The 26,363-nt window shown below is 64.1% G+C and carries 25 protein-coding genes; 9 read left to right on the forward strand and 16 right to left on the reverse strand.

Annotated elements, in window-relative coordinates:
• Position 1 precedes the first annotated feature (1 nt).
• On the reverse strand, positions 2 to 1,234 hold the full coding sequence (locus BLJAPNOD_RS05360) for a 3-methyl-2-oxobutanoate dehydrogenase (2-methylpropanoyl-transferring) subunit alpha (protein ID WP_077504877.1): 1,233 nt from the start codon (positions 1,232 to 1,234) through the stop codon (positions 2 to 4).
• Positions 1,235 to 1,565: 331 nt separating this feature from the next.
• Positions 1,566 to 2,897, reverse strand: a complete 1,332-nt coding sequence (locus BLJAPNOD_RS05365; protein WP_115419152.1) for an FAD-binding oxidoreductase — start codon at positions 2,895 to 2,897, stop codon at positions 1,566 to 1,568.
• Between the two features lie 188 nt (positions 2,898 to 3,085).
• Here BLJAPNOD_RS05365 and BLJAPNOD_RS05370 point away from each other — a divergent pair, with 188 nt between their 5' ends.
• Positions 3,086 to 3,478: a winged helix-turn-helix domain-containing protein gene (locus BLJAPNOD_RS05370; protein WP_199565899.1), complete on the forward strand. Its 393-nt coding sequence runs from the start codon at positions 3,086 to 3,088 to the stop codon at positions 3,476 to 3,478.
• On the opposite strand, the gene modC is transcribed toward BLJAPNOD_RS05370, so the two are convergent.
• The 3 genes from modC to modA all read right to left on the reverse strand — a co-directional run bounded on the left by modC (position 3,453) and on the right by modA (position 6,121).
• Positions 3,453 to 4,526 (reverse strand): molybdenum ABC transporter ATP-binding protein, encoded by a 1,074-nt coding sequence (gene modC, locus BLJAPNOD_RS05375; protein ID WP_115419154.1) that lies wholly within the window; start codon positions 4,524 to 4,526, stop codon positions 3,453 to 3,455. The genes BLJAPNOD_RS05370 and modC overlap by 26 nt on opposite strands.
• Positions 4,523 to 5,224 (reverse strand): molybdate ABC transporter permease subunit, encoded by a 702-nt coding sequence (gene modB, locus BLJAPNOD_RS05380; protein ID WP_077504874.1) that lies wholly within the window; start codon positions 5,222 to 5,224, stop codon positions 4,523 to 4,525. The genes modC and modB overlap by 4 nt, the downstream gene beginning before the upstream one ends.
• Positions 5,225 to 5,326: 102 nt before the next feature.
• Positions 5,327 to 6,121, reverse strand: coding sequence for a molybdate ABC transporter substrate-binding protein (gene modA / locus BLJAPNOD_RS05385; protein ID WP_115419155.1), 795 nt, complete (start codon positions 6,119 to 6,121; stop codon positions 5,327 to 5,329).
• A gap of 206 nt (positions 6,122 to 6,327) precedes the next feature.
• Here modA and ung point away from each other — a divergent pair, with 206 nt between their 5' ends.
• The 6 genes from ung to BLJAPNOD_RS05415 all read left to right on the forward strand — a co-directional run bounded on the left by ung (position 6,328) and on the right by BLJAPNOD_RS05415 (position 11,578).
• On the forward strand, positions 6,328 to 7,026 hold the full coding sequence (gene ung / locus BLJAPNOD_RS05390; protein WP_115419156.1) for a uracil-DNA glycosylase: 699 nt from the start codon (positions 6,328 to 6,330) through the stop codon (positions 7,024 to 7,026).
• 128 nt (positions 7,027 to 7,154) lie between these two features.
• Positions 7,155 to 7,925, forward strand: a complete 771-nt coding sequence (gene cobF / locus BLJAPNOD_RS05395; protein ID WP_115419157.1) for a precorrin-6A synthase (deacetylating) — start codon at positions 7,155 to 7,157, stop codon at positions 7,923 to 7,925.
• 134 nt (positions 7,926 to 8,059) lie between these two features.
• The gene (cobG, locus tag BLJAPNOD_RS05400; protein ID WP_077504871.1) at positions 8,060 to 9,430 is read left to right on the forward strand and encodes a precorrin-3B synthase; all 1,371 of its coding nucleotides are present in this window, start codon (positions 8,060 to 8,062) and stop codon (positions 9,428 to 9,430) included.
• A gap of 2 nt (positions 9,431 to 9,432) precedes the next feature.
• On the forward strand, positions 9,433 to 10,065 hold the full coding sequence (locus BLJAPNOD_RS05405) for a precorrin-8X methylmutase (RefSeq protein ID WP_115419158.1): 633 nt from the start codon (positions 9,433 to 9,435) through the stop codon (positions 10,063 to 10,065).
• Entirely contained in the window at positions 10,062 to 10,817 is a 756-nt protein-coding gene (locus tag BLJAPNOD_RS05410) for a precorrin-2 C(20)-methyltransferase (protein ID WP_115419159.1), read from the forward strand. The genes BLJAPNOD_RS05405 and BLJAPNOD_RS05410 overlap by 4 nt, the downstream gene beginning before the upstream one ends.
• Positions 10,814 to 11,578, forward strand: coding sequence for a precorrin-3B C(17)-methyltransferase (locus BLJAPNOD_RS05415; protein WP_115419160.1), 765 nt, complete (start codon positions 10,814 to 10,816; stop codon positions 11,576 to 11,578). The genes BLJAPNOD_RS05410 and BLJAPNOD_RS05415 overlap by 4 nt, the downstream gene beginning before the upstream one ends.
• On the opposite strand, the gene BLJAPNOD_RS05420 is transcribed toward BLJAPNOD_RS05415, so the two are convergent.
• Positions 11,557 to 12,342 (reverse strand): cobalt-precorrin-6A reductase, encoded by a 786-nt coding sequence (locus BLJAPNOD_RS05420; RefSeq protein WP_115421146.1) that lies wholly within the window; start codon positions 12,340 to 12,342, stop codon positions 11,557 to 11,559. The two genes, BLJAPNOD_RS05415 and BLJAPNOD_RS05420, sit on opposite strands and share 22 nt — an antisense overlap.
• On the opposite strand from BLJAPNOD_RS05420, the gene cbiE reads away from it, so the two are divergent.
• Together cbiE and cobM are read left to right on the forward strand one after the other, a co-directional pair.
• Positions 12,311 to 13,552 carry a precorrin-6y C5,15-methyltransferase (decarboxylating) subunit CbiE gene (gene cbiE / locus BLJAPNOD_RS05425; protein WP_115419161.1) on the forward strand — a complete coding sequence of 414 codons (1,242 nt, stop codon included), beginning with the start codon at positions 12,311 to 12,313 and terminating at the stop codon, positions 13,550 to 13,552. The genes BLJAPNOD_RS05420 and cbiE overlap by 32 nt on opposite strands.
• A gap of 90 nt (positions 13,553 to 13,642) precedes the next feature.
• Positions 13,643 to 14,407 (forward strand): precorrin-4 C(11)-methyltransferase, encoded by a 765-nt coding sequence (cobM, locus tag BLJAPNOD_RS05430; RefSeq protein WP_115419162.1) that lies wholly within the window; start codon positions 13,643 to 13,645, stop codon positions 14,405 to 14,407.
• Between the two features lie 2 nt (positions 14,408 to 14,409).
• On the opposite strand, the gene mnhG is transcribed toward cobM, so the two are convergent.
• The 10 genes from mnhG to BLJAPNOD_RS05480 form a co-directional block, all read right to left on the reverse strand.
• Positions 14,410 to 14,793 carry a monovalent cation/H(+) antiporter subunit G gene (gene mnhG / locus BLJAPNOD_RS05435; protein ID WP_115419163.1) on the reverse strand — a complete coding sequence of 128 codons (384 nt, stop codon included), beginning with the start codon at positions 14,791 to 14,793 and terminating at the stop codon, positions 14,410 to 14,412.
• Positions 14,790 to 15,071 (reverse strand): K+/H+ antiporter subunit F, encoded by a 282-nt coding sequence (locus tag BLJAPNOD_RS05440; RefSeq protein WP_112812005.1) that lies wholly within the window; start codon positions 15,069 to 15,071, stop codon positions 14,790 to 14,792. Before BLJAPNOD_RS05440 ends, mnhG begins: the two co-directional genes overlap by 4 nt.
• The gene (locus BLJAPNOD_RS05445) at positions 15,068 to 15,553 is read right to left on the reverse strand and encodes a Na+/H+ antiporter subunit E (RefSeq protein WP_115419164.1); all 486 of its coding nucleotides are present in this window, start codon (positions 15,551 to 15,553) and stop codon (positions 15,068 to 15,070) included. The genes BLJAPNOD_RS05440 and BLJAPNOD_RS05445 overlap by 4 nt, the downstream gene beginning before the upstream one ends.
• Positions 15,554 to 15,555: 2 nt before the next feature.
• Positions 15,556 to 17,199, reverse strand: a complete 1,644-nt coding sequence (locus tag BLJAPNOD_RS05450; RefSeq protein ID WP_199565900.1) for a monovalent cation/H+ antiporter subunit D — start codon at positions 17,197 to 17,199, stop codon at positions 15,556 to 15,558.
• Positions 17,168 to 17,515, reverse strand: a complete 348-nt coding sequence (locus BLJAPNOD_RS05455; protein WP_025428214.1) for a Na+/H+ antiporter subunit C — start codon at positions 17,513 to 17,515, stop codon at positions 17,168 to 17,170. The genes BLJAPNOD_RS05450 and BLJAPNOD_RS05455 overlap by 32 nt, the downstream gene beginning before the upstream one ends.
• Positions 17,515 to 20,439 carry a monovalent cation/H+ antiporter subunit A gene (locus BLJAPNOD_RS05460; protein WP_343215815.1) on the reverse strand — a complete coding sequence of 975 codons (2,925 nt, stop codon included), beginning with the start codon at positions 20,437 to 20,439 and terminating at the stop codon, positions 17,515 to 17,517. The genes BLJAPNOD_RS05455 and BLJAPNOD_RS05460 overlap by 1 nt, the downstream gene beginning before the upstream one ends.
• Positions 20,440 to 20,677: 238 nt before the next feature.
• Positions 20,678 to 23,347, reverse strand: coding sequence for an EAL domain-containing protein (locus tag BLJAPNOD_RS05465; RefSeq protein ID WP_115419167.1), 2,670 nt, complete (start codon positions 23,345 to 23,347; stop codon positions 20,678 to 20,680).
• A 103-nt stretch (positions 23,348 to 23,450) separates the two neighbouring features.
• The gene (locus BLJAPNOD_RS05470) at positions 23,451 to 23,639 is read right to left on the reverse strand and encodes a DUF3008 family protein (RefSeq protein WP_115419168.1); all 189 of its coding nucleotides are present in this window, start codon (positions 23,637 to 23,639) and stop codon (positions 23,451 to 23,453) included.
• Between the two features lie 68 nt (positions 23,640 to 23,707).
• A complete protein-coding gene (locus tag BLJAPNOD_RS05475; RefSeq protein WP_115419169.1) occupies positions 23,708 to 25,321 on the reverse strand; it encodes a cisplatin damage response ATP-dependent DNA ligase in 1,614 nt (537 codons plus the stop codon).
• Positions 25,322 to 25,324: 3 nt separating this feature from the next.
• The gene (locus BLJAPNOD_RS05480) at positions 25,325 to 26,335 is read right to left on the reverse strand and encodes a ligase-associated DNA damage response exonuclease (RefSeq protein ID WP_115419170.1); all 1,011 of its coding nucleotides are present in this window, start codon (positions 26,333 to 26,335) and stop codon (positions 25,325 to 25,327) included.
• Between the last annotated feature and the right edge of the window lie 28 nt (positions 26,336 to 26,363).

Genomic DNA, 26,363 nt, shown 5'->3' on the forward strand with positions numbered 1-26,363 from the left:
ATCAGTATCCTGCCTTCTGGCGCTGGCGGCGAATATGCGGCGGCATCTCGGCATAGACGCCTTCGAAGATGTCGCGCACCGAGGGCCTGCCGCCGGCATGCAAGGTGCCGTGGCCCTCGGCCTGCTTCTGCGCCTGGATCACCGCGTCGACGATCTCGGCTTCTGCCTGGGTGTGGCGTTCTTCCGACCAGGCGCCGCGCAGGATCAGGTGCTTCTTCAGCCTAAGGACGGGGTCGCCGAGCGGCCAGGCTTCCGATTCCGTCTTCGGCCGGTAGGCGCTCGGATCGTCGGAGGTGGAATGGGCGCCGACGCGGTAAGTGACGTATTCGATCACCGTCGGGCCGAGGTTGCGCCGGGCACGTTCGGCCGCCCACTTGGCGACCGCATAGACGGCAAGGTAGTCGTTGCCGTCGACGCGCAATGCGGGAATGCCGAAGCCGAGGCCGCGCGCGGCAAAGGTGCCGGACCCGCCACGGGCGATGCCCTGAAAGGTCGAGATCGCCCACTGGTTGTTGACGATGTTGAGGATGACCGGCGCCTTGTAGGTGGAGGCGAAGACGAGGGCAGAATGGAAGTCCGATTCCGCCGTCGAGCCGTCGCCGATCCAGGCGGCAGCGATCTTGGTATCGTTCTTGATGGCAGACGCCATCGCCCAGCCGACCGCCTGCACATATTGCGTGGCGAGGTTGCCGGAGATGGTGAAGAAGCCATGCTCCTTGGAGGAATACATGATCGGCAGCTGGCGGCCGCGAAGCGGATCGCTCTCGTTCGAGAAGATCTGGTTCATCATCTCGACCATCGGGTATTCGTCGGCGATCAGCAGACCCGCCTGGCGATAGGTCGGGAAGTTCATATCGCCCTTGTCCAGCGCCTTGCGGAAGGCGCAACTGACGGCCTCCTCGCCCAGATGCTGCATGTAGAACGACGTCTTGCCCTGGCGCTGCGCCATGACCATGCGCGCATCGAAGGCGCGGAGCGTCATCATGTGCTTGAGGCCCGCGAGCAGTTCATCGTCGGACAAAAGTCCGGCCCAGGGGCCGACCGCCTCGCCGTCGCGGTTCAAGACGCGGATGATCGAATAGGCGAGGTCGCGGATCTCTTCTGGAGCGACGTCGATCTCAGGCCGCGGAACGGACCCGGCCTTCGGGATCTTGACGTTGGAAAAGTCCGGCTGGCCACCCGGCCGGACCGCCGGTTCGGGGACATGCAGGCTAAGTCGATCGGGATCGCTCATGCGGTTTCCGGCCTCCCTCCGGAGTGCGCGACGCGCACCAGCAAATATCGGGGAAAACGGGATATCGCCTCATGGCAAAAGTGGGCGGGAGTACCCGCAGGCTCCTCCGCCCCGGATCGTCACGCCTTCCTCCTCAGCCCCGTTCTCCCGACGGGAATGCACACAGACTGCCATGAGTTCCGGGGCTTATGAAGGCCTTTCGGCGGCTCGGGATGCCTACGACAGAAGAAAGACAGATTCCTGCCATGACCGTGGCTGCGGCTGGTGCCGCAGCGATTTCCGATCGGCATCACGCGTAATTTTCTTGCGTGACGACTTCTGGTTCGGTCGCTCAAACCGGTGGAGCGATGGTGATCGGCGTGCCATCGGAGAAACGCGACAGGCGAAAAGGCGTGGGGTCGACGATCGGTTTCTGGCCGGTGACGAGGTCGGCGACCAGGTGCCCGGCGCCCGGGCCGATACCGAAGCCATGGCCGGAGAAACCTGTGGCAACGACGAGGCCGGGCAGGCTCTCGACCGTCGAAATCACCGGAATGGCGTCGGGCGTGACGTCGATCAGGCCGGCCCAAACCTGCTGTACCCGCGCGTCGCGCAGGGAGGGCAGCGCCTTTTTCGCTTCATCGAATGCGCGCAGCGCGGAGTGCTGATCGGGCGGCGGATCCAGCACCCGGCGGTGCTCGAAGGCGCCGGGGCGATCGAGCGGGACGGTGCCGATCTCGAAAAGTTCGCGCCAGCTCTGGGCGCTGAGCCCGACCTGGACGGATTCGCCCTCGGCCTTCCGTGCCGGCTGGAACTCGCGGAAGAAGGCGAAACTGTCGGGCACGACGGGGTGCAGGTTGGCGCCGCCATCGGCAATCGTGTAGCCGCCGTCGAGCCGTTTGCGATAGGCGTAGGCGCCGGTGGCGCCCGCACCTTCGGGGCCGCCCGAGACCGCACTGGTTCTGAGCACGGTGTTGCGCACTTTGAGTTGCGGCAGCCGGACGCCGAGGCCCTTGAGGAACAGCCGCGACCAGGCCCCGCCGGCCACGACCACACTTGATGTTTCGATCCGGCCCTTTTCGGTGACGACGGCACTGATCCTGCCGGCCTTCCGTTCAATACCTCGCACCGCGCAGCCCGATAGAATGCGGGCACCGGCGCGTCTTGCTCCGGCAACGATTGCCGGCACCGCCTTTTGCGGCTCGGCCCTGCCGTCGCTCGGCGTGTGCAGTGCTCCCAGGTAGCGGATGCCTGCGCCCGGCATCAGCGCTTCTGTTTCATCCGCCCCGATCTGCCTGGTGTCGACGCCATAGGGTTCTGCCATCGCCAGCCAGGCATCGCGGTTGGCGATATCGGTCTCGTTTTCGGAGATGTAGAGGATGCCGCTGCGCCGAAAGCCTGTTTCACCGCCGATCCGGGCATCGAGCGTATCCCAAATCTTCAGCGCCTCGATCGCGAGCGGTATCTCCCGTTCGTCGCGTCCCATAACGCGCACCCAACCCCAGTTGCGGCTCGACTGTTCGGCTCCGGGCGTGCCTTCTTCGCAGAGCACGACGTCAATGCCGCGTTCGGCGAGAAACAGCGCAGTGCTGACGCCGATGATGCCGCCACCGACGATAACGACATCGGCTTTGGCTGGTTGGATCTGATCGGTTTCGACGACATCGAGAAGAGGGCCGGGCATGGGGGATAAGCTTTCAGGCGGGGGTTACTGCGGATACGCCATCGGTGCATGTCGGCACGGACAGATCAAGGCCCTGATTTTGGCCTTTCTCATTCTTTGACGGGCGCTTGCATCGACCGATGAGAAATCGGCCCGGCTCGGTCGCGAACCGACTTTCGATTTGCCGTGCAAGCTTCTATGTTTCGCGCATGAATGATCGCCCTGACGACCTTCGCCCTATCCTGCGCATCGACTTCCCGCCCGAAGACCGGCTTGGGCGCGGCAAGATCATGCTTCTTGAACACATCCGCGAAACCGGATCGATCTCAGCCGCCGGTCGGGCCATGGACATGTCCTACCGCCGGGCCTGGCTGCTGGTCGATGCATTGAACCGGATGTTCAAGGAGCCGTCAGTCGAAAGCCAGCGCGGCGGCAAACAGGGCGGCGGCGCCGCGCTGACGCCCTTCGGAGAAACGCTGATCTGCCGCTACCGTGAGATGGAGGCAAAGGCGCGGGCGGCCATCGCCGACGATCTCGCCTGGCTTGAAGCCGCTCGTGATCCCGATCAGACGCCGATCAGTGATCGATTGCCACCGACTTAATGATGGCGTGAACCGGTTTGCCCTGGTGGAGTTGCAGCGCATCGCGTGAGAATGTCGTGATGCGCGCGGCGATCGTCGTTCCGCCGCAGTCTATGCGCACATCGACGCTGCCGTTTTCGCCCGCCACCAGATCGACGATCGTTCCCTCCAGCACGTTGAGGGCGCTGATGCCCTCGGGGCGAACCGTCGCCAGCATGACGTCGCGCGCGGCGATGTGCAGGCGCAAGCCATGCCCCGGCGCCAGGTCGATCCCTTGCACCCGGATAAGCCGCTCGCCGACGCGCACCGTCGTCAGGTCGTGAGTGGTATCGTGCATCTCGACAACGCCTTCGAGCAATACGCCCGCTTCGCGCCGGCCGGTGGCAACCGTCGCTGCCGGCGCGCTCAACACGTCGGCGGCAGCGCCCGATGCCTTCACGCGGCCATCCTCCAGCACCACGACCCGCTGGGCCAGACGCGCGACTTCACTGACGGAATGGCTGACATAGACGATCGGAATGCCGGTATCGTCGCGCAAGCGCTCGAGATAGGGCAGGATCTCGGCCTTGCGCGCGTCGTCGAGGGCGGCGAGTGGCTCGTCCATGAGCAGCAGGCGAGGGGCGGCAAGCAAGGCGCGGCCGATGGCGACCCGCTGCCTTTCGCCGCCCGAGAGCGCCGAGGGGTTGCGTTCAAGCAGATGGCCGATGCCGAGCATATCGACGACGCGTCCCGTGTCGGCTGCCTTTCCTTGCTTGCCGGCAAACCAGCGGCCATAGGCAAGGTTGCTGGCGACGCTCAAATGCGGGAACAGGCGTGCCTCCTGAAAGACATAACCGAAGCGGCGGCGATGCACCTGCGTGAAGATCCGTCGTTCGCTGTCGGCGATGATGTCGCCGTCGAGCACCACACGACCACTTTGCGGCTTCATCAGGCCGGCGATGATGTTGATCAGCGAGGTCTTGCCCGAGCCCGAGCGGCCGAACAGCGCGGTGACGCCGCCATCGGATGTGAAGGCGGCGTCGACGGAGAAGTCGCCGAGCTTGTGGCGGGCTTCGACGAGCAGGCTCATGCGGCAACCGTCCGCTTGGCGGCAGCGTTTGCCAGCAGTTCCGAGAGCATCAGCGCCGCCATGGAGATGATCACCGAGATGATCGTCAGGCGCATGGCGCCGGCGTCGCCGCCCGGCACCTGGGTAAACGTGTAGATCGCCGCCGACAGGGTCTGCGTTTCGCCGGGAATGTTGGAGACAAAGGTGATCGTCGCGCCGAACTCGCCCATGGCCTTGGCAAAGGCGAGGATCATGCCGGCGATGATGCCCGGCAGGATCAGCGGCAGGGTGACGGTGAAGAACACCCAGATCGGCCCGGCGCCGAGCGTGGTCGCGGCATCCTCGAGCTTGCGGTCGACCGCCTCGATCGACAGCCGGATGCTGCGCACCATCAAGGGAAAGGCCATGACGGCGCAGGCAAGGGCAGCCCCGGTCCAGCGGAAGGAAAAGACGAGGCCGAAATTCTCGGCCAGAAACGCGCCGATAGGTCCTCTACGGCCGAACAGAAGCAGCAGCAGAAAGCCGGTGACAACAGGCGGCAGGATCAGCGGCATGTGCACGAGACCATTCAGCGCCGTCTTGCCCCAGAAGCGGCCGCGGGCAAGCAGCATGGCAACGCCAAGCGCAAAGGGCAGGCTGCAGACCATCGCCACCGTCGCCACGCGCAGGCTCAGCAGGATCGCCGTCCATTCCGCCTCGCTCAACTCCAACCAATCCAAAGTCGTGTCACCCCCGGTCGAAATGTAGAGCGCCGCGCGATGTGCGCGCGGCGCTGGAGAACGATAGATGCTTCGCCCGTTTCTGGACAGGCGAGGCGACGGTTATTTCAGGATGGTGAAGCCCTGCTTTTCAAAGAGCGGTGCTGCCTTGTCGGACTTGATGAAGTCGACATAGGCGGCCGCATCGGCGTTCTTGCTGTCCGTGGTGATCGCGATCGGATAGATGATCGGCGGATGGCTGTCCTCGGGGAAGGTGCCGACGACCTTGACGCCCGGATCCGCGGCAGCGTCGGTCTGGTAGACGATGCCATAGGGCGCTTCGCCGCGCGAGACCAGCAGCAGGGCTGCGCGCACGCTCTCGGCGCCGGCAACCTTCTGCTCTACGCTCGACCAGACGCCGAGCTTTTCAAGGGCGGCCTTGCCGTATTTGCCGGCCGGCACGGAATCGACCGCACCCATCGCCAGGCGACCGTCGCCGATCAGCGTTGTCAGATCGAAGCCCTGCTTGATCTCGACCGGCTGCGCATCCGCCTTGCCCGAGACGAGAACGATGCGATTGCCGAGCAGGTTTGCGCGGGTGTCATCCTTGATCAGCTTTTTCTCAGCGAGATAGTCCATCCAGGCGAGGTCGGCGGAGATGAAGACATCGGCCGGTGCGCCCTGTTCCACCTGCTTGGCAAGGGCCGAGCTTGCCGCATAGGAAACGGTCGTCTCCTTGCCGCTTTCCTTCTGCCATTCGGCGTTGATCGCATCGAGCGCGTTCTTCAGGCTCGCGGCGGCAAAGACGGTTACCTTGTCCTCGGCCATGGCGGCATCAGATGCAAAGGTTGCGCCGGTAAAGGCGACGCCAAGAGCGAGCACCAGTCCCTTCAGCCATTGTCTGCGTTGCATCATCATTCTTGCCTCCATCAAGTTCGTGATATTCTTCAGGATATAACGATACCTCCTCCTGATTAGCGTTGTATCCATTGAAATACAATGCTGCTCGAAAGCGCTAGTAAAAGCCGTGAAACAAGCGGCTCGTCGCGGGATTGATGCTTGCGGTGGCGGGCGATCGGCCTAAATTCCCGGGCGACAGGCGGATGCAACGGACCGGAGGCGGTATGGACACGGCAGTGAAGCTCGAAGAAAGCTGGAAAGCGGCACTGGAGCCGGAATTTTCCAGCCCGTACATGGGCGAACTCAAGCAGTTCCTGGTCAATGCGCGCAGCGAAGGGCGGCAGATCTTTCCGCGGGGGCCTGAGTATTTTCGGGCGCTCGATCTGACGCCGCTCGACAAGGTGCGCGTCGTCATCTTGGGCCAAGATCCCTATCACGGCGATGGCCAGGCGCACGGGCTCTGCTTCAGCGTGCGTCCGGGCGTGCGCACGCCGCCGTCTCTCGTCAACATCTACAAGGAATTGAAGACCGACCTCGGTATCGCCCCGGCTCGCCACGGCTTTCTCGAAAGTTGGGCGAAGCAGGGCGTGCTGCTGCTCAACAGCGTGCTGACGGTCGAGCGCGGGCAGGCGGCCTCGCACCAGGGACGCGGCTGGGAGCGCTTTACCGACGCGATCATCCGCGCCGTCAACGAGGCGGATCACCCGGTGGTGTTTCTGCTCTGGGGATCCTACGCGCAGAAGAAGGCCGCCTTCGTCGACCGATCGCGCCATCTCGTGTTGCGGGCGCCGCATCCGTCGCCGCTCTCGGCGCATTCCGGTTTTCTCGGCTGCCGGCATTTCTCCCAGGCCAATGAGTTCCTCGTCTCGAAAGGTTTTGAGCCGATCGACTGGACATTGCCCGAAAATCCGGAGGCATCTTAAACGCGCCCGCCAAGCCGTGACGCCGACGGCGGGCAGCGTGTCGCCGGCGGGCCTTGTGTCTCAATCGGCAATCCGCCAAAGACACTGCAACACTTTGATCTGCTGCAGATAACAAAGGCGAGGGCCGTGTGCGAAAACTTCTGATCATCGGCATCGGCTCCGGCAATCCCGAGCACATGACCGTCCAGGCGATCAACGCGCTCAACCGCGCCGACGTGCTGTTCATCCCGACCAAGGGCGAGAAGAAGACCGAGCTTGCCGAGGTGCGCCGCGAGATCTGCGCGCGCTACGTGACGCGCGCTGACAGCCGCACGGTCGAATTCGCGGTGCCGGTCCGCCGCACCGAGGGTGTCAGCTATGACGGCAGCGTCGACGACTGGCATGCCCGCATTGCCGAAATCTACGAGCGCCTGATCGGCAGCGAACTCGGGGAAGACGGGATCGGCGCCTTTCTCGTCTGGGGCGATCCGATGCTCTATGACAGCACCATTCGCATCGTCGAGCGGGTGAAGGCGCGGGGCAAGGTCGTCTTCGACTACGACGTCCTTCCGGGGATCACCAGTCTGCAGGCGCTTTGCGCCAGCCATCGCATTCCGCTGAACCTGGTTGGCAAGCCGGTCGAGATCACCACCGGGCGCCGCTTGTCCGAGAGCTTCCCCGAGCGCAGCCAGACCTCTGTCGTCATGCTCGATGGCGAGCAGGCCTTCCAGCGGATCGAGGATCCGGACGCGGAGATCTATTGGGGCGCCTATCTCGGAACGCCTGACGAGATCGTCATCTCCGGTCGCCTTGCCGACGTCAAGGACGAGATCCTGGCGACGCGCGCAAGGGAACGCCAGCGCATGGGGTGGATCATGGATATCTACCTTCTGCGCAAGGGTGCCGATTTCGAGGAATAGCGGCTCCCGCACCTGCTTTCACACGGCTTTTCCCGTCGTCTTTGATCTCTCTCAACGTCGGTCACTGTGCTATAGCGTCTGGTGAAAAGAGGCCCAACGATAGGGCCAGCGTTGGGAGAGACCGAGACAAGCCGATGAGCAGTTGCGCCGTGCCGACAATGCAAACAACGGATGCCGCCGCCATGCGTCGTGGCGCCTGCCCGTCGCTTGCCGCACCGATGCCGACAGGCGATGGGTTGTTGGTGCGGCTGCGCCCGCTCGACGGCAGCCTGACACTTTCGCAGTTCTCTGATGTCGCCAAGGCCGCCCGCCAATTCGGCAATGGCATTCTGGAAATTACCGCGCGCGGCAACGTGCAGGTCCGCGGGCTGACGGCATCGACCGTCCCCGGCCTTGCCGAAGCGATCGGCGAGGCGGCGATCGTGGTTCCCGATGGCGTCGCGATCGAGACTCCGCCGCTTGCCGGCATCGACCCGGAAGAGATCGCCGACCCCCGGGGCCTCGCTGCCGCGCTGCGCAAGGAGATCGCCGCACGGCGGGCCGCTTTGAGGCTCGCGCCGAAGCTTAGCATCATCGTCGATGGCGGCGGTCAGTTCCATCTCGGCGATACGCTTGCCGACCTTCGCCTGCAGGCCTTTCGGCGCGGCGACGAGATTTGTTGGAGCCTGTCGCTTGCCGGAACCGCTTCGACGGCGAAGCCCGTCGGAGTCCTCAAAAGCGAGGCTGTGATACCGGTCGTTATCCGGATTCTCGAAGCCTTGACCGCCATCGGTCCGGCCGCACGTGGCCGTGATCTCGACGTTTGCGCGGTTCAGGCGTTCTGTTCGTCTAGCGCCGAGAGTGTCGGCATCGCTTTGTCTTTGATGCCCACACCTTCGGTCGTCGGCATCCACGATCTCGGTTCGGCTGGCATTGTGCTTGGTCTCGGGCTCGCCTTTGCCCAGATCGACGCGATCAGTCTTATGGCGTTTCTTCGGCAAGCCGCCGAGCTTGGGGCACGAGAAATCCGGCTTGCGCCCGGACACGGTTTCTTCGTGCTGGGTCTGGAAGGAGAAGCTGCCGCAATCACCCAGCGTCTGGCGCTGGCTCAGGGGCTCCGCATCGCGAGCGACGACCCGCGAAACCACATTGCCACCTGCGCCGGCAGCACCGGCTGCGCGTCCGCATGGATGGACACCAAGGCAATGGCGCGGCTATGGGTGGAAACGGTGCCGGATCTCTTCGACGGCTCGCTGACGGTGCATCTCTCCGGCTGTCTCAAGGGCTGCGCCCGTCCGAAGGCGTCGGGGTTGACGCTGGTGGGTGCGCCATCAGGATATGCGCTTGTCGTAAATGGGGCGGCGAAGGATGGCGCGAATGCCTACACCGATGAAAATGGAATGAAATCCGCGCTGGAACGGCTGGCCGACCTGGTGCGCAAAAACAAAGACGCTGGCGAATCGGCGCGCTCCTGTCTTACACGGCTGGGTGCCGCGCGCGTCTCGGCTGCGTTCGAACAGGGATAGAAATGCCTGAGTATGATTACATCCGGGATGGCAACGCCATCTATGAGCGTTCCTTCGCCATCATTCGGGCAGAAGCCGACCTTTCCGCCTTCTCCGAGGAGGAAGCCGATCTCGCGGTGCGCATGGTGCATGCCTGTGGCCTGGTCGAGGCGTCGAAGCAATTCGTGTTTTCTCCCGACTTCGTCACCGCTGCCCGCGGCGCCCTGAAAAACGGCGCGCCGATCCTCTGCGATGCCGAGATGGTGGCGCGCGGCGTGACACGCGCGCGCCTGCCTGCAAACAACGAGGTGATCTGCACGCTTCGCGATCCCCGCACGCCGGAACTGGCAGCCGAGATCGGCAACACGCGGTCGGCTGCGGCGCTGAAACTCTGGAGCGAGCATATGGCCGGCTCGGTCGTTGCCATCGGCAACGCGCCGACGGCGCTGTTCTATCTCTTGGAAATGCTGCGCGATGGCGCACCGAAGCCGGCTGCGATCATCGGCATGCCGGTCGGCTTCGTCGGCGCGGCCGAATCGAAGGATGCTCTCGCCGAGAATTCCTATGGCGTACCGTTCGCCATTGTGCGCGGTCGCCTGGGCGGCAGCGCCATGACCGCTGCCGCGCTCAATTCGCTCGCGAGGCCGGGCCTGTGAGCGGCGCGGGTTTGGGCCGGTTGATCGGCGTCGGCACGGGTCCCGGCGATCCGGAGTTGTTGACGGTCAAGGCCGTCAAGGCCTTGGGCGAGGCGGATGTGCTTGCCTATTTCGCCAAGGCGGGGCGCAGCGGCAATGGCCGCGCTGTCGTCGAAGGCCTGCTGAAGCCGGGTCTCGTCGAGCTGCCGCTCTACTACCCCGTCACCACCGAGATCGACAAGGACGACGGTGCCTACAAGAGCCAGATCACCGATTTCTACAACGCGTCTGCCGAGGCCGTCGCCGAACACCTCGCGGCCGGCCGAACCGTCGCGGTTCTGAGCGAAGGCGATCCGCTGTTCTACGGCTCCTACATGCACCTGCATGTGCGGCTTGCCGGTCGGTTCCCGGTCGAAGTCATCCCCGGCATCACCGCCATGTCCGGCTGCTGGTCGCTTGCCGGCCTGCCGCTGGTCCAGGGCGACGACGTCCTGTCGGTGCTGCCGGGCACCATGGCCGAAGGCGAGCTCGGACGACGCCTGGCCGATACGGAGGCTGCCGTGATCATGAAGGTCGGGCGCAACCTGCCGAAGATCCGCAGGGCGCTTGCTGCCTCCGGAAGGCTCGACCAGGCCGTCTATGTCGAGCGTGGCACGATGAAGAATGCGGCGATGACGGCGCTTGCGGAAAAGCCTGATGATGAGGCGCCCTACTTCTCGCTCGTGCTCGTTCCCGGATGGAAGGACAGGCCCGGATGGAAGGACAAACCATGAGCGGCACGCTCTATGTCGTCGGCACCGGTCCCGGCAGTGCTGCGCAGATGACGCCGGAGACGGCCGAGGCCGTTTCGCAGGCGCAGGAATTCTTCGGCTACTTCCCCTATCTCGACCGCCTGAACCTCAGGCCCGACCAGGTCCGCATCGCGTCGGACAATCGCGAGGAGCTCGATCGCGCGCAGGCGGCGCTGTCGCGGGCTGCCGCCGGCGCCAAGGTCTGCATGGTCTCGGGCGGTGACCCCGGTGTCTTTGCGATGGCGGCGGCCGTCTGCGAGGCGATCGACAAGGGACCGGCGGAATGGAAGTCCGTCGATCTGGTGGTGACGCCAGGGGTGACGGCGATGCTCGCCGTTGCCGCTCGTATCGGCGCGCCGCTCGGTCATGATTTTTGCGCCATTTCGCTCTCCGACAACCTGAAACCCTGGGAGGTCATCACCAAACGGCTGAAGCTCGTGGCGGAAGCCGGGCTGGTGATTGCCCTCTACAATCCGATCAGCAAGGCACGGCCCTGGCAGCTTGGCGAGGCCTTCGAGATCCTGCGCGGCGTGCTGCCGGCATCGGTGCCGGTGATCTTCGGCCGTGCCGCCGGCCGGCCGGACGAGCGCATTGCGGTCATGCCGCTCGGCGAGGCCGATGCCAGCTGCGCCGACATGGCGACCTGCGTCATCATCGGTTCGGCGGAAACGCGTATCGTTGCGCGCGAAGGCAAGCCGGATCTCGTTTATACCCCGCGCTTCTACGCGGGAGACAGCCAGTGATCGATGCGTTCGAGCGCTGTGTCGCAGTCGCCCGCCGACGGCACGTCGGCGGGCTTGCGGCGCTCGACCATGATCACCGCGATCCCAAGTTTGCGGGCCGCCGCGATCTTTCCATAGGTGGCAGCGCCGCCACTGTTCTTGGCGACGATGATATCGATGTGGTGACTTTCAAGCAGGTCGATCTCGTCCGCTTCGGCGAACGGGCCGGTGGCAAGGATCGCCGTCGCATCCGGCAACTTCAAGGGGGGCGTCACCGGATCGACGCTGCGGATGACGTAACTGTGCTGCGGCGCTGCCTCGAAATGAAAGGCCTCCTGCCGGCCGATGGCGAGAAAGACGCGGCGCGGGGCGTCACCAAGGGTGGTCACCGCTTCCGCGACGCTGCCGACGCCGGTCCAGGCGTCGCCGGCCTCCGCCTGCCATTCCGGGCGGCGAAGGGCGAGAAGGCGCACTTGCGCGGCCTTTGCAGCCGCGGCGGCATTGTGGGAAATCCGGGCAGCGAAGGGGTGCGTCGCGTCGACGACCAGCGCAACCTCTTCGGCAATGAGGAAGGCCGCAAGACCCTCGGCGCCGCCAAACCCGCCGATGCGGGTCTCGACCGGTTGCGGGCGCGGATCGGCCGTGCGGCCGGCAAGCGAAATCACGGTTTCAAACCGCGTGTCGCCGGCAAGGCGGGATGCCAGTTCGCGGGCCTCGGTCGTCCCGCCAAGAATCAATATGCGAGGTTTTTCCATGGCTGAGGTGTCGAACAGCGATCCGGCCATCGTCTCCCCCTGGTTGACCATCATCGGCATAGGCGAGGATGGTGTAGCCGGTCTCGGCGACGAGGCCAAGCGGCTGATTGCTGCCGCGCCGGTCGTCTATGGCGGCGCTCGCCACATGGAGTTGACGCAATCGCTGATCAGGGGTGAGGGCCGTGTCTGGCAGAGCCCGTTCGGCCGCTCGGTCGAGGAGATCGTTGCGCGACGAGGCAGCCCGGTCGTCGTGCTCGCCTCGGGCGACCCCTTCTTCTTCGGTGTCGGTGCCACGCTTGCGCGCCGTGTTGCCGCATCCGAGATCCGCACCCTTCCGGCCCCGTCTTCTTTCAGCCTTGCCGCCTCGCGGCTTGGCTGGGCGCTGCAGGAAGCGACGCTCGTGTCGCTGCATGGACGGCCGATCGACCTGGTTCGGCCGCATCTGCAGCCGGGCAACAGGGTACTGGCGCTGACGTCGGATGGAACCGGACCGAAGGCGCTCGCCGAGCTATTGACGGAAAACGGGTTCGGTCAGTCGCGGCTGACGGTTCTGGAGGCGCTCGGCGGCGCCGGCGAACGCGTGACCACGCAGATTGCCTCGCTCTTCATGCTCGGTGTCGTCCACCCGCTCAACGTCTGCGCCATCGAAGTGGCCGCCGACCAGGGCGGCCGGGTGCTGCCGCTTTCGGCGGGGCGCGACGATCTGCTGTTCGAGCATGACGGCCAGATCACCAAGCGCGAAGTGCGGGCACTGACGCTGTCGGCACTCTCGCCGCGCAAGGGCGAGCTGCTCTGGGATATCGGTGCGGGCTCAGGTTCGATCGGTATCGAATGGATGCTCGCCGATCCGGCGATGCGGGCAATCGCCATCGAGGCATCGCCCGAGCGCGCGGTCCGCGTCGGCCGCAATGCCGAGGCGTTCGGCGTGCCCGGCCTGATGGTCGTCCAGGGCAAGGCGCCGGAAGCACTTTCCGGCCTTTCACGCCCCGATGCGATTTTCATCGGTGGCGGCGGCAGCGAGCCGGGTGTCATGGATGCTGCAACAACCGCCCTCGGCAGCGGCGGCCGCCTGGTCGCCAATGCCGTGACGACCGAGATGGAGGCGGTGCTGCTGCAGCGCCACGCGCAGCTCGGCGGTTCGCTGATCCGCATCGATATCGCCCGGGCGCTGCCGATCGGCGGCATGACGGGCTGGCGGCCGGCAATGCCGGTAACGCAATGGTCCTGGACTAAGAGCTAGAGCAGCTCTGCGCCCGGACTTGTATGAGACAAAGAGAATGGGGCGGTTCTGCATTTGCGTGAACGGCGCCTGGAACGTTCGGAGAGACACATGACGGTACATTTCATCGGCGCTGGCCCGGGGGCGGCGGATCTGATCACGGTTCGCGGCCGCGATCTCATCGGACGCTGCCCGGTCTGCCTTTACGCCGGCTCGATCGTCTCGCCGGAACTGCTGCAATATTGCCCGCCCGGCGCCCGCATCGTCGACACCGCGCCGATGTCGCTCGACGAGATCGAGGCGGAATATGTGCGCGCGGCGCAAGCCGGCGAGGACGTCGCCCGGCTGCATTCCGGCGACCTTTCGGTCTGGAGTGCCGTTGCCGAACAGATCCGCCGGCTGGAGAAGCATGGCATCGGCTATACGATGACGCCGGGCGTCCCATCCTTCGCGGCAGCTGCTGCAGCGCTCGGTCGCGAGCTGACCATTCCCGCCGTGGCCCAGAGCCTCGTGCTGACCCGGGTTTCCGGTCGGGCTTCGCCGATGCCCAATACCGAGACGCTTACCGGCTTCGGCGCGACCGGTGCGACGCTCGCCATTCATCTCGCCATCCATGCGCTCGATCAGGTGGTCGAAGAACTGACGCCGCTCTATGGAGCCGATTGCCCGGTGGCGATCGTCGTCAAGGCGTCATGGCCGGATGAGCGGGTGGTGCGGGGAACGCTTGGCACGATCTCAGCCAAGGTCGCCGAAGAGCCGATCGAGCGCACGGCGCTGATCTTCGTCGGTCCCGGTCTGGAAGCCTCGGATTTCCGGGAAAGCTCGCTCTACGATCCCGCCTATCAACGGCGTTTTCGCGGCCGCGACGCGCTATAAATCTACTCATCGGTATCTTCCGAGATCTCTTCGCGAAGCGGCTTCTGCTTCAGCGGCACGCCGCGGCGTTCTTCGACACGGTCGCGATAAAGTGCTGCCTGGCCGAGCAGCATCAGCGTCACCGGCGTGGTCATGATGACGAAGACGACGATCAGCACTTCGTGAAACACCCAGCGATTCTGCAGCACGGCAAAGCAGACCATCGAGGCGGTGCAGATGAGGATGACGCCGCCGCTGGTGGCAAGCGTCGGCGCGTGCAGGCGGGTGTAGAAATCCGGCAGCCGGAGCAGGCCAACCGAGCCGATCAGCGCAATGGCCGCGCCGAGAAGAACGAGCCCGCAGACGACAACGGCAGCCCAGGTCGGAAGGTCGGTCAGATGGCTCATTCGATCACCTCCCCGCGCATCAGGAACTTGCCAAAGGCGATCGACGAGACGAAGCCGATCAGCGCGACGATCAGAGCGGACTCGAAATAGATGCTGTTGGCGGTACGGATGCCGAAGGTCAACAGCATCAGCATGGCGTTGATATAGAGGGTGTCTAGGCCGAGGATGCGATCCTGCGCCCGTGGCCCCTTGATCATGCGATAGAGCGCGAAGGCCATAGCGAGCCCGATCATGATCTGGGCTGCGAGGATCGACCAGATGATTGCAAGCACCGTCATGCGAACATCTCCTTCAAACCGGCCTCGTAACGCTTCACCGTCCGTATCCAGACTTCCTCATTCTCCATGTCGAGGACGTGGAAAAGCAGCGATTTCCGGCCGCGATCATATTCGAGCCACGCCGTGCCCGGCGTCGCAGTCATGATGCAGGCGAGGAGGGCAAGCGCATTTTCATCCTCGATATCGATGTCCACTGTCAGGAAGCCCGAGTTCGGCGCCCGGCGGCCGACGCGCAGGATGACGAGCGCGACTGCGATGTTGGAGCGGATAACGTCGACGAATACGCTGGCGCTGAAGCGCAGGGTGCGCAGGATGCGGCGGGGATGCGAGCGGGCCGGCGTGAGCTTCAGCGTCACCCAGCCGAGCGCGATGCCGAGGATCGTGCCCATGACGATGGTGCCGGGGGCGACCGATTGGTTCAGCAGCATCCAGATGATCAGCAGGCCGACGGACAGGAGCGGGTAGGGGAACCACGTGCGCATCGTTATTGCCCTCCCACACGCGGCGCCGTGAGGACACGCTCTGTATAGCCCGAAGGGCTGAGCAGCGAATCCGCCGTCGCCTGCATGTAGCGCATCGTCGGGCCTGCCTGCAGGCTCAGGAAGATGCAGGCACCAAGCAGCACAACGACCGGCGCGATCTCGATGACGAAGACCCTTGGCACGGTGTTTTCGATCGAGGCCCAGAACGTGCGGATGCCGACGCGGTTCATGGCGATCATCGCGGACAGGCCCGACAGGATCAGCAAGGTGACATAGGTCCAGTCGGCAGCCGACAGCGCCGGCACAGGCTCGGCGCCGGAGAGGCCGAAGAGGCCGCTCAGAATCGCGAACTTCGCAACGAAGCCCGAAAGCGGCGGCAGGCCTGCGAGCAACAGCGCGCAGAGGCAGAAGCAGAGGCCGAGCACAGCCATGGTGCCGGGAATGGCGGCACCCGCCTCATCGACCTCTTCATCCTCGTCGGCATCACCATAGGCTTCCATCGTCACGGCCAGAACGTCGGCGCCGGCGTCGCGGCCGCGCTCCACCAGTTCGATCAGCAGGAAGAAGGCCGAGATCGTCAGCGTCGAGCTGACGAGATAGAACAGCGCGCCGGCAATCATGCTCGAATGCCCGAGGCCGATCGCCGCCATCAAGGTACCCGAGGAGACAAGCACCGAATAGGCGGCAAGCCGCGCCATCGCCTGCGAGGCCAGTACACCGATCGCGCCGAAGGCGATCGTCAGCATGCCACCGGCCACCAGTAGCGTCTGCCCGAAGCCGGCGGAAACCCCGGCATTGGCGCCGAAGACGAGCAGCGAAAGACGCAGGATGACGTAGATGCCAACCTTGGTGAGAACGGCAAAGACGGCAGCAACCGGCGGTGTTGCGGCCGAATAGGCTGTCGGCAGCCAGAAGCTCAACGGCCACATGCCGGCCTTGACCAGAAAGGCGACGCCGAGGATGCCGGCGCCGACTTCGACCATCTGGCGGTTTTCCGGCGAAATGGTCGCGAGCTTGATGGCAAGGTCGGCCATGTTGAGCGTGCCGGTCGCGCCATAGATCAGGCTGACGCCGATCAGGAACAGCGACGAGGCGGCAAGGTTGATCGCGACGTAGTGCAGGCCGGCCTTGACGCGCAGCGGGCCGGAGCCGTGCAGCAACAGGCCGTAGGATGCCGCCAGCATGATCTCGAAGAAGACGAAGAGATTGAACAGGTCGCCCGTCAGGAAGGCGCCGTTGAGGCCGGCGATCAAGAGCTGGAACAGCGAATGGAAGTGATGGCCGGCCGTGTGCCAGCGGGCGATCGAATAGACCTGGGCCGCAAGCGCCAGGCCGCTCGTCAGGCACAGCATCAGCGCCGACAGCCGGTCGAGCACCAGAACGATACCGAACGGCGCCGGCCAGTTGCCGAGCTGGTAGACACTCGTGCCGGCAAGGAAGCCTTCGCTCGAGGCCGTAGCGCGCATCAGCACCATCGAGAGCACGAAGAGGACAAGCGTCGAGACGAAGCCCATGACGCCCTTGATCATGCGGTTGCGCTCGTCGATCGGGATCATCGCCGCGCCGACCATCAGCGGTATGAGGATGGGCAGGATGATCAGGTGATGCAGCCAATCAGTCACTGCGCTGCTCCCTTCCGTCGACATGGTCGGTGCCGGTGAAGCCGCGCGAGGCGAGCAGCACGACGAGGAAGAGCGCCGTCATGGCAAAGCCGATCACGATGGCAGTCAGCACCAGTGCTTGGGGCACCGGGTCGGTATAGCGCGAGAGATCGCCGACGCCACCGGGCTCCAGAATGGGGGGCGCGTTCACGCGCAGCCGCCCCATGCTGAAGATGAAGAGATTGACGGCATAGGAGAGCAGCGACAGGCCGATGATCACCTGATAGGTGCGCGGCCGAAGCAGGAGGTAGACGCCCGAAGCGGTGAGGACGCCGATGGCGGCAGACAGGATGATCTCCATTACTTCGCCTCCTTTGCGGCGCGAAGGGCACGGGCATGGGCACGCGGCGCACGGATCGACTGGTGCGCGAGCGCGATCAGGATGAGGACCGTTGCTCCGACCACCAGCGAGAAGACGCCGAGGTCGAAGAAGATCGCACTTGCCAGCGGGATTTTCCCGACGATAGGCAATGTGATGTACTGCGCGTGCGAGGTCAGGAACGGATAACCGAACAGCCACGAACCGATGCCGGTTGCCGCCGCGACGATGATGCCGATGCTCATCCAGCGCAGCGGATGGATGCGCAGCCGCTCCTCGACCCAGCGGGTGCCGCCCGACATGTATTGCAGGATGAAGCCGATCGACATGGCGATCCCCGCCGCGAAGCCGCCGCCCGGCAGGTCATGGCCGCGCAGGAAGAAATAGGCGGCCAACATGCCGCTCACCGGGAACATCCAGCGCATGATCACGGATGGTACGAACAGATATTCGGCGACGCTGTCTCCCTTGGCGCGGTCGGGGTGATCGTCGTCGAAGGCATTCTGAACCTTCTGCTGTTCCGGCGCCTCGAGACTGTCGGCCTGCGGGCGGAAGCGCAACAGAAGGGCGAACACGGTGAGTGCGACGATCGCCAGAACCGCGATCTCGCCGAGCGTGTCGAAGCCGCGGAAGTCGACGAGGATGACGTTGACGACATTGGTGCCGCCGCCCTCCTTGTAGGCGCGCTCGAGGAAGTAGCTGGCAATGGTTTCCGGCATCGGGCGGGTCATCACGGTATAGGCGATCAGCGCCACGCCGCCCCCTGCCACAAGGGCAAGCACAAAGTCGCGCAGGCGTCGAAGGCGAACCCGCAGCGAAAGCAACTCGGATTCCTGGGTGTCCTCGATGCGCTTGGGCAGCCAGCGCAGGCCGAGCAGGATCAACACCGTCGTGACGATCTCAACGAGCAACTGGGTGACGGCAAGGTCGGGTGCCGACAGCCAGACGAAGGTGATGCAGGTGACGAGACCGGCGCCGCCGAGAAGCACCAGGGCCGCCAGCCGGTGGAATTTCGCCTGATAGGCAGCACCCACGGCGCAGGCGATGCCGATTGCCCATAGAAGAGCGAAGGCCGGATCGATGCCGCGCACCAGAAGCGGCGGCAGTTCGAAATGGTTGAGAAGCAGCGGCAGGGCACCGGCCATGATCGCGACGAAGACCAGGAAGCGCATCTGCGGCTGCAGCCGGCGCGTGCCGAGCCTCTGCTCGAGCCAACGCGCCCATTTCCATGAGAGCGTCACGAGCACCCGTTCGAAGATGCGCTGGCCGTGCAGCAGCCGGAAGACCGGCGGTCCCTCGGTGCTGGTCGCCAGATAGTTGCGCATCAGGAAGTAGAGACCGATACCGCCGAGCAGCGCCACGAAGCTCATGATCAGCGGCAGGTTCCAGCCGTGCCAGACGGAGAGGTTGTACTGCGGGGTGCTGGCGCCGAGGATCGACACGACGGCGGTGTGCAGGAACGGGCCAATGGTAATCGCCGGGATGATGCCGACAACCAGGCATGCGAGCACGAGGAACTCGATCGGCGCCCGCATCCAGCGTGGCGGCTCGTGCGGGATCTTCGGCAGATCGCTCGGGATCTTGCCGAAGAAGACGCTGTGGATGAAGCGCAGCGAATAGGTCACCGCGAACATGCCGGCAAGCGTGGCAACGTAGGGCGTGATCGTATCGAGCAGGTTGGCCTGATGCGTCTCGATCGCCTCGGCGAAGAACATCTCCTTCGAGATGAAGCCGTTCAACAGCGGCACGCCGGCCATGGCGGCGCTGGCGACCATGGCGAGCATGGCGGTTCCGGGCATGTGGCGTATCAGCCCGCCGAGCTTGCGCATGTCGCGGGTACCGGTCTCATGGTCGATGATGCCGGCCGCCATGAACAGCGATGCCTTGAAGGTGGCGTGATTGACGATGTGAAAGACGGCGGCGACTGCGGCCAGCGGACTGCCGAGGCTGAGCAACACCGTGATCAACCCCAGATGACTGATGGTCGAATAGGCGAGAAGCCCCTTCAGGTCCTGCTGGAAGATGGCGAAATAGGCGCCGAGAAGGAGCGTCGTCAGGCCGGCAAGGCCGACGATCCAGAACCAGGCCTCGGTGCCGGCCATGACCGGCCAGAAGCGGACGAGCAGGAACACCCCCGCCTTCACCATCGTTGCCGAGTGCAGGTAGGCCGAAACGGGCGTCGGCGCTGCCATGGCGTGCGGCAGCCAGAAATGGAACGGGAACTGCGCGCTCTTGGTCAGAGCTCCGAGCAGGATCAGCACCAATGTCGCCAGATAGAGCGGATGTTCGCGGATCGTGTCGCCGGAGGCGAGCACGACGTCGAGATCGTAGCTGCCGACGATACGGCCCATGATCAACAGCCCGACAAGCATGCAAAGCCCGCCCATGCCGGTCATCGTCAGCGCCATGCGCGCGCCGTCGCGGGCGTGGGCATTGTGATGCCAATAGCCGATGAGCAGGAAGGAGACGATGCTCGTCAGCTCCCAGAAAACGGCAAGCAGGATCAGGTTGCCGGAAAGCACGACCCCCAGCATCGACCCCATGAAGGCGAGGAACAGGGCGAAGAAGCGCGGGACCGGATCTTCGGCCGCCATGTAATAGCGGGCGTAGAGCACCACGAGCACGCCGATCGCGGTCACCAGCACCGTAAACAGCCAGGCGAAGCCGTCCATCCTCAAGGTGAAGTTGAGGCCAAGCTCCGGTATCCAGGCCAATTCATAGCGAAGAACGCCGCCGGAGGTGACAAAGGGGTACAGGCCGGCCGCAATCAGGAAGCAGAGAAGCGCGATCGCACCTGCGAACCAGGCCGTTGCGCCGCGTTGATCGGACGGAAAGAAGATTGCAATGAGGCTTCCCGCGAACGGGGCTAGGATGAAGACAGAAAGCAATTTCCCCGCGTATTCGATCGTACCGTTCCCTTCTCTTGGGCATAATGGAGATTGGGTGCCGAAGCCCCTAAAGGACCATCGCGAATGCAACGGTCGCAGACGATGCCGTCATAGTCCGCATAGCGGTAACAGCCGTATGTTTTTATGACGATTTTCCCTGGGGCTGCCAAGCCTCGATGGCGGGAAAAATGCGTGAGGGGGGCATTTTGCCCCTATCACTTGCGCGCCGAACTGTCGCAGCCGACCAAAGACCGTATCAGGCTGCCTGCCACCTGCGCTCGAAAACAAAGGTGCCTAGATCGTTGGCGCTCATCGGTCTGGCAAAGGCATAGCCCTGCAGGCCATGACAGCCGAGCTCCTGCAGAATGCGGGCATGGTCGAGCGTTTCGACACCCTCTGCGATCACTTCGATGCCGAGCGATGTGCCGATATCGATGATCGATTCGACGAGGCGCTTTTCGGTCGGCGAATTCAGGATCGGCAGAATCAGCTGGCGATCGATCTTCAGGCGCCGTGGGGACAGCTTCAACAGGCTGAGGATCGAGGCATAGCCGGTGCCGAAATCGTCGATCTCGATATCGATGCCGAGTTCCTTGATCCGGCGAATGTTCGACAGCACCGTGATGTCGCTCTCATCGAAGGAAATCGATTCCAGAAGTTCGAAGGACACGCGGCCGCGCGGGATCTGCAATTGTTCGAGACGGTCGATCAGCCCTTCGTCGTGCAGTCGGGCATAGGAAAGGTTGACCGAAACCTTCGGGATATGAATGCCGCTGGCCTCCCAGCGGTAAATCTGGAACAGCGCCTGCTCCAGGATCGCCTGGTCGATGGAGGCGACGACATTGATGTCTTCGGCGGTCTTGAGAAAGGTGTGCGGCCCCAGCAACCCCTTGGTCGGATGGTCCCAGCGCGCGAGCGCTTCGACGCCTATGACCTCAAGGGTGTTCGGACAGAACTGTGGCTGGAAATGCGCGATGAATTCCTTGTGTTCCAAACCGCGAAGGATCTCGTCGGCGGTCTGTTTGGTCTTGAACACGGCGGTCTTCAGATCGCCGGTGAAGGTTTCGTGCCGGTTGCGACCGCGGCGTTTGGCCTCGTAAAGGGCGATATCGGCATTGACGAGGATCTGGGATAGCTCGTCGGACGGCTTGGCCTGGGCGGCTATGCCGATGCTGACGCCGATGCGGCATTCCTGGTCCTTGTAGCGAACCGGAACGCTCATCGCCTCGATGATGCAGGAAGCAAGCCGCGCGTCGGGCTCGGCACTATCCTCCGGGCGGACGAGGACGAATTCGTCGCCACCGATGCGGGCAACGAAGTCCTTCTCCTTGGCGTTGGTGCGCAACAGTTTCGCGGCGTGGCGCAGGATTTCGTCGCCTGCGGCATGGCCGAGCGTATCGTTGATCTGCTTGAACCGATCGAGATCCATGTGGAAGATGCTGAGCCTCGCCTCGGCATCGAAATGATGGCTTCTATCCGCAAGCACCTGGTCGAGAAACCGGCGGTTGGGCAAGCCGGTCAGCGGATCGTGCAGGGCATTGAATTCCATGCGGTAGCGAGCTGCTTCCAGTTCGGCGCTATGCGCTTCGGCTTGCCGCTTGGCTTCCGACAGCGTCGCGCGGGTCTGGATGTCGGCAGTCACGTCCCAGTTGACGCCGACGAACTTCCTGCGCCCGTCTGCGCCGTCATAGGCGGAGCCAACCGCACGGATATGGCGCACGGTGTCATCCGGCAGTCGCACCCGAAACTCGGAATTGTAAGGGGCGCCCGAGTGAAGTGCCTCGGCAAACTCCTCCTCGGCATGAGCGACATCATCGGGATGCAGGGCCGACTTCCAGTCCTCATAGTCCTGGCGGACCGATCCCGTCTTGCCGTAGAGTTCTTTCATGCGCTCGTCCCAGAGCAGCTTGCCGCTGGCGATGTCGAGTTCCCAGATGCCGATCTCCGAAGTGTCGAGGGCGATCTTCAGGCGATGCGACAGTTCCTGCAATTGTGCCTTGCTCTGTCTGAGGGCGCGGATGTTGTTCTGGCGCTCGCTCATCAACCGGCCGGTCAAGAGCATCGGCAGGACGATCATCAGGCCGCCGGCGACAATCAGCGCGCGGATGAGCCAGGCGTTGCGCGCCGTCTGCGGCCAGCCGCCCTTGGGAACGGCAGCGATGTGCCAGGAACCGCCAGGAAGCAGAACGGTCATCTCCACCGGCGCCTGATCGAAAATCCTGGCATTCCCGTAGAACGCCGTGCCGTCGCTGCCCGTCCCGTCGCGGCCGGTGATGGCTATATCGATGCCGAGCGAAGGGGAGAAGAGGCCGCTGTCATTGTAGAGGCGATCGACGTCGATGACTGCCGAGACGATGCCCCAGAAGCGATTGCTGCCGCCGCCTGCTTCGATCGAGACCGGGAACCGGCCAATCAGCCCGCGCCCGCCCTGCACCAGATCCACGGGGCCGGCAAGAACCATCTTGCCGGTATCCCTGACCTTCATGACGGCTGCGCGCTGCGCCTCATTCTTGCGGTAGTCGAGCCCGATCGCCTTTTCGTTGCCTCGCATGGGATAGGCCATGCGCACGATAAGGTTGGGTGCGGCGGCAATGCTGCGCAGTTGGGAGCGTTCGGTGAAAATGCTGCGCGAGAGCGCGGCAAACCTATCCTGATCCATGCCCGGCTCGGTCACGATGGTGCCGATCAGGCCGCGCACGAGCTGGATGTTGCCGTTGATGCTGGCTTCGAGCTTCGAGCGGATCGGGTTGAGTTCATCGGCGACTTGCGAGCGCATGCGCGCTTCGGAGACCACCTGGTTCTGGTTGTCTGCGAGGATGCCGGCCACCAGAACGACGAGAGAAGCGATGATCGCAGGAAGGTAGTTCGGCGTCAGAAACCCGAAGAGTTTCTTTTTCCCGAGATCGAAGGCATGTCTGGCAGGCACAAGATCACCCCGGCGGCATCAGAAGGTTACGAAACGACCGGGATGATCCCAAATTGGTATTAACAATTATTGTTTTAGGTTGCGCTTTTATGCTCGGCCGTCTTCATTTTGCCGTCTTTCGCTCGGGCAGTTTCTTGCGCTTGGTCTGCGCAAGGTCTTCCAGTTCGCCTTCGGTCATGGATTTCTCCATCGCGCGCGATGCACCTCTGAGGTCGGACTTCTTCATGTCTCCGCGTTTGGCGGCGAGAGCCGCGCCGGCCGCCTTCTGCTGTGCCTTGGATTTTGCAGGCATATCGCATCTCCTTGCGTGCGCTCGAGTAACTCAAACGCCATCCGGGCGGGTCTGTTCCCGGTTCGCGATCACGACTTGCTCTCGATCATTGCCTGCAAGGTCGCCAGACGATCGGCCTCATGCGGCAGCTTGTCCTGTCGCAGTCGGGCAATGCGCGGAAAGCGCATGGCAACGCCGGATTTGTGCCGCGTCGAGCGGTTGAGGCCCTCGAAGGCGACCTCGAGGACGAAGCCGAAATCGAGTTCCGCGCGCACCGCCCGGACCGGGCCGAAACGCTCGGTGGTGTTGTCCCTGACGAAACGGTCGAGGATTTCGAGTTCGGCATCGGTGAAGCCGAAATAGGCCTTGCCCACCGGCACCAGTGTTTCCATGCCGTCGATCTCGGTCCAGACGCCGAAGGTGAAATCGGAATAGTAGCTGGAGCGCTTGCCGTGGCCGCGCTGGGCGTACATCAGCACGGCGTCGACATTGTAGGGCGCACGCTTCCACTTGAACCAAGGCCCCTTGGCTCTGCCGGCGGTGTAGGGCGAATCCAGCCGCTTCAGCATGATGCCTTCGATGACCGGATCGGGCGGCTCGGAGCGCAGCTGGTCGAGCTCTTCCCAGGAGGAAAACGGCACAAGCGGCGACAGGTCGAAATGCTGAGGCGAGGCGCGTTCGACGAGATCACCGAGCATCGCCCGCCGCGCCAGGAAGCCTTCGGCCCGCACGTCTGTTTCTCCGGAAAAGAGCACGTCGTAGGCGCGGATGAAGGCCGGGTATTCGTCGAGCATCTTGTGGCTGACGGTCTTGCGGTTCAGCCGTTGCTGCAGGTCGGAAAAGGTTCGGGTGGCGCGGTTGGTGCGGGCAGTGCCGCCGACCAGCAGTTCGCCGTCGATGACGCCGGAAAAGTCGGCCGCTTCCAGCACATCGGGGAAGGCGCTGGAAATTTCGTCGCCGCTGCGCGAATAGAGCCTCCTGGTCCCGCCGATATTGGCGAGTTGCACGCGGATGCCGTCCCATTTCCATTCGGCGGCAAAATCCTTCGGATCAAGCCCATCGAGATCGCCTTCCCCGACGGGCGTGGCCAGCATCACCGAATGGAAGACGGCGGGCGTCGACAGCGCCGGCCTGTCCGCCTCACCCGCCAGCCACTGGAAGAGCGGCAGGTAGGGTGGGGCGAGCCCGTGCCAGAGGGTCTCGATCTCAGTGACGTCCTTGCTGCCCATTTCGGCCAGTGCCTGTTTGGCAAGCTTGGCGGAGACGCCGATGCGCAGGCCACCGGTCACGAGCTTCAGGAAAGCGAAACGCGCCGACGTGTCGAGCCGGTCGAGCATGTCGCGAACGACGCTGCGCACATTGGCGCGGCCGGTCGTCTGCAGCGTCTCGATGGCGTCGCCGAGCGGAATGTCGTCCGGTACAACGCCCTCAGGCGGCTCCCAGACCAACGACACCGTTTCGGCGAGGTCGCCGACGTAATCGTAGGAGTAACGAAACAGCACCTCGTCCATGCGCTCGAGCAGGAGGTCGCGGATCATCGCCGGCTTGACGGTGGCAAGCGACAGCGTGCCGGCGATGGCGGCGAGCGCGTAGCCTCGGTCGGGGTCCGGCGCGGTCACGAAATAATCCGCCAGCAGCCGGATCTTGGCGTTGCGCTGCGGGGTCAGAACGAGGCGATCAAGCAGTTCGGCGAAAGCCTTCATCGCTCATTCTCCCTCGTCGTCGTAGCCGACGAGATGCAGAGGCCGCGCGGCGATGCCCTCGAGCTCGCACCAGCGCACCAGCGCCTCTTCGCGCCCATGGGTGACCCAGACCTGCGACGGGCCGATTTCGCGGATCGTCCGCGTCAGTTCGGGCCAGTCGCAATGGTCGGAGATGACAAGCGGCAGCTCGACCCCGCGCTGCTTGGCCCGCTGCCTGATCATCATCCAGCCGGAGGCGAAGATCGCCAAGGGGTCGACGAAGCGCCGGGCCCAGCGGTCGGCGAAGGCGGCGGGCGGCCCGATGACGACGGTGCCGGCAAAATCCTGTTTCTCGTCGGCGGCAAGCGTCGCCGGGCGGAGGTCTCCAAGGTCGATGCCTTCGCCACGATAATAGTCGCAGAGCCTCTGCAGGGCACCGTGGATGTAGATCGGCTCGTCGTAACTCTGCTCGCGCAGCAGCGCGATCACTCGCTGCGCCTTGCCGAGCGCATAGGCGCCGACCACGTGGGTGCGTTCGGGGAATTGTTTGAGCGATGTCAGCAGCTTCTGAATTTCGCTGCGGTCATCCGGATGGTGGAAGACCGGCAGGCCGAAGGTCGCCTCGGTGATGAAGACGTCGCAGGGAACTGGTTCGAAGGCCAGGCAGGTTGGATCGCGCCGTCGTTTGTAATCGCCCGACACGACGATGCGCGTGCCTTTCGCGGCAACCGAGATCTGCACCGAGCCGAGCACATGGCCGGCCGGGTGAAAGCACACCTCGACGCCATTGACGGTTATCGTCTCGCCCAGGGCTACGGCCTGGCTCACGCCGCAAAAGCCTTCGCCATAACGGATGCGCATGATGTCGAGGGTTTCGCGGGTGGCGAGCACCTGGCCGTGGCCGGCACGGGCGTGGTCGGAATGACCGTGGGTGATCAGCGCGCGATCGACCGGCTGTACCGGATCGATGTAGAAATCCCCGATCTCGCAGTAGAGACCTTTGGGGGCGGGATAGAGCAGGGCGTCCGGTTTCATGCCCTTAGAGATAGCTGGCGAAAATGGA

Source organism: Ensifer sp. M14 (assembly GCF_003355565.1).
Lineage (GTDB): Bacteria > Pseudomonadota > Alphaproteobacteria > Rhizobiales > Rhizobiaceae > Ensifer.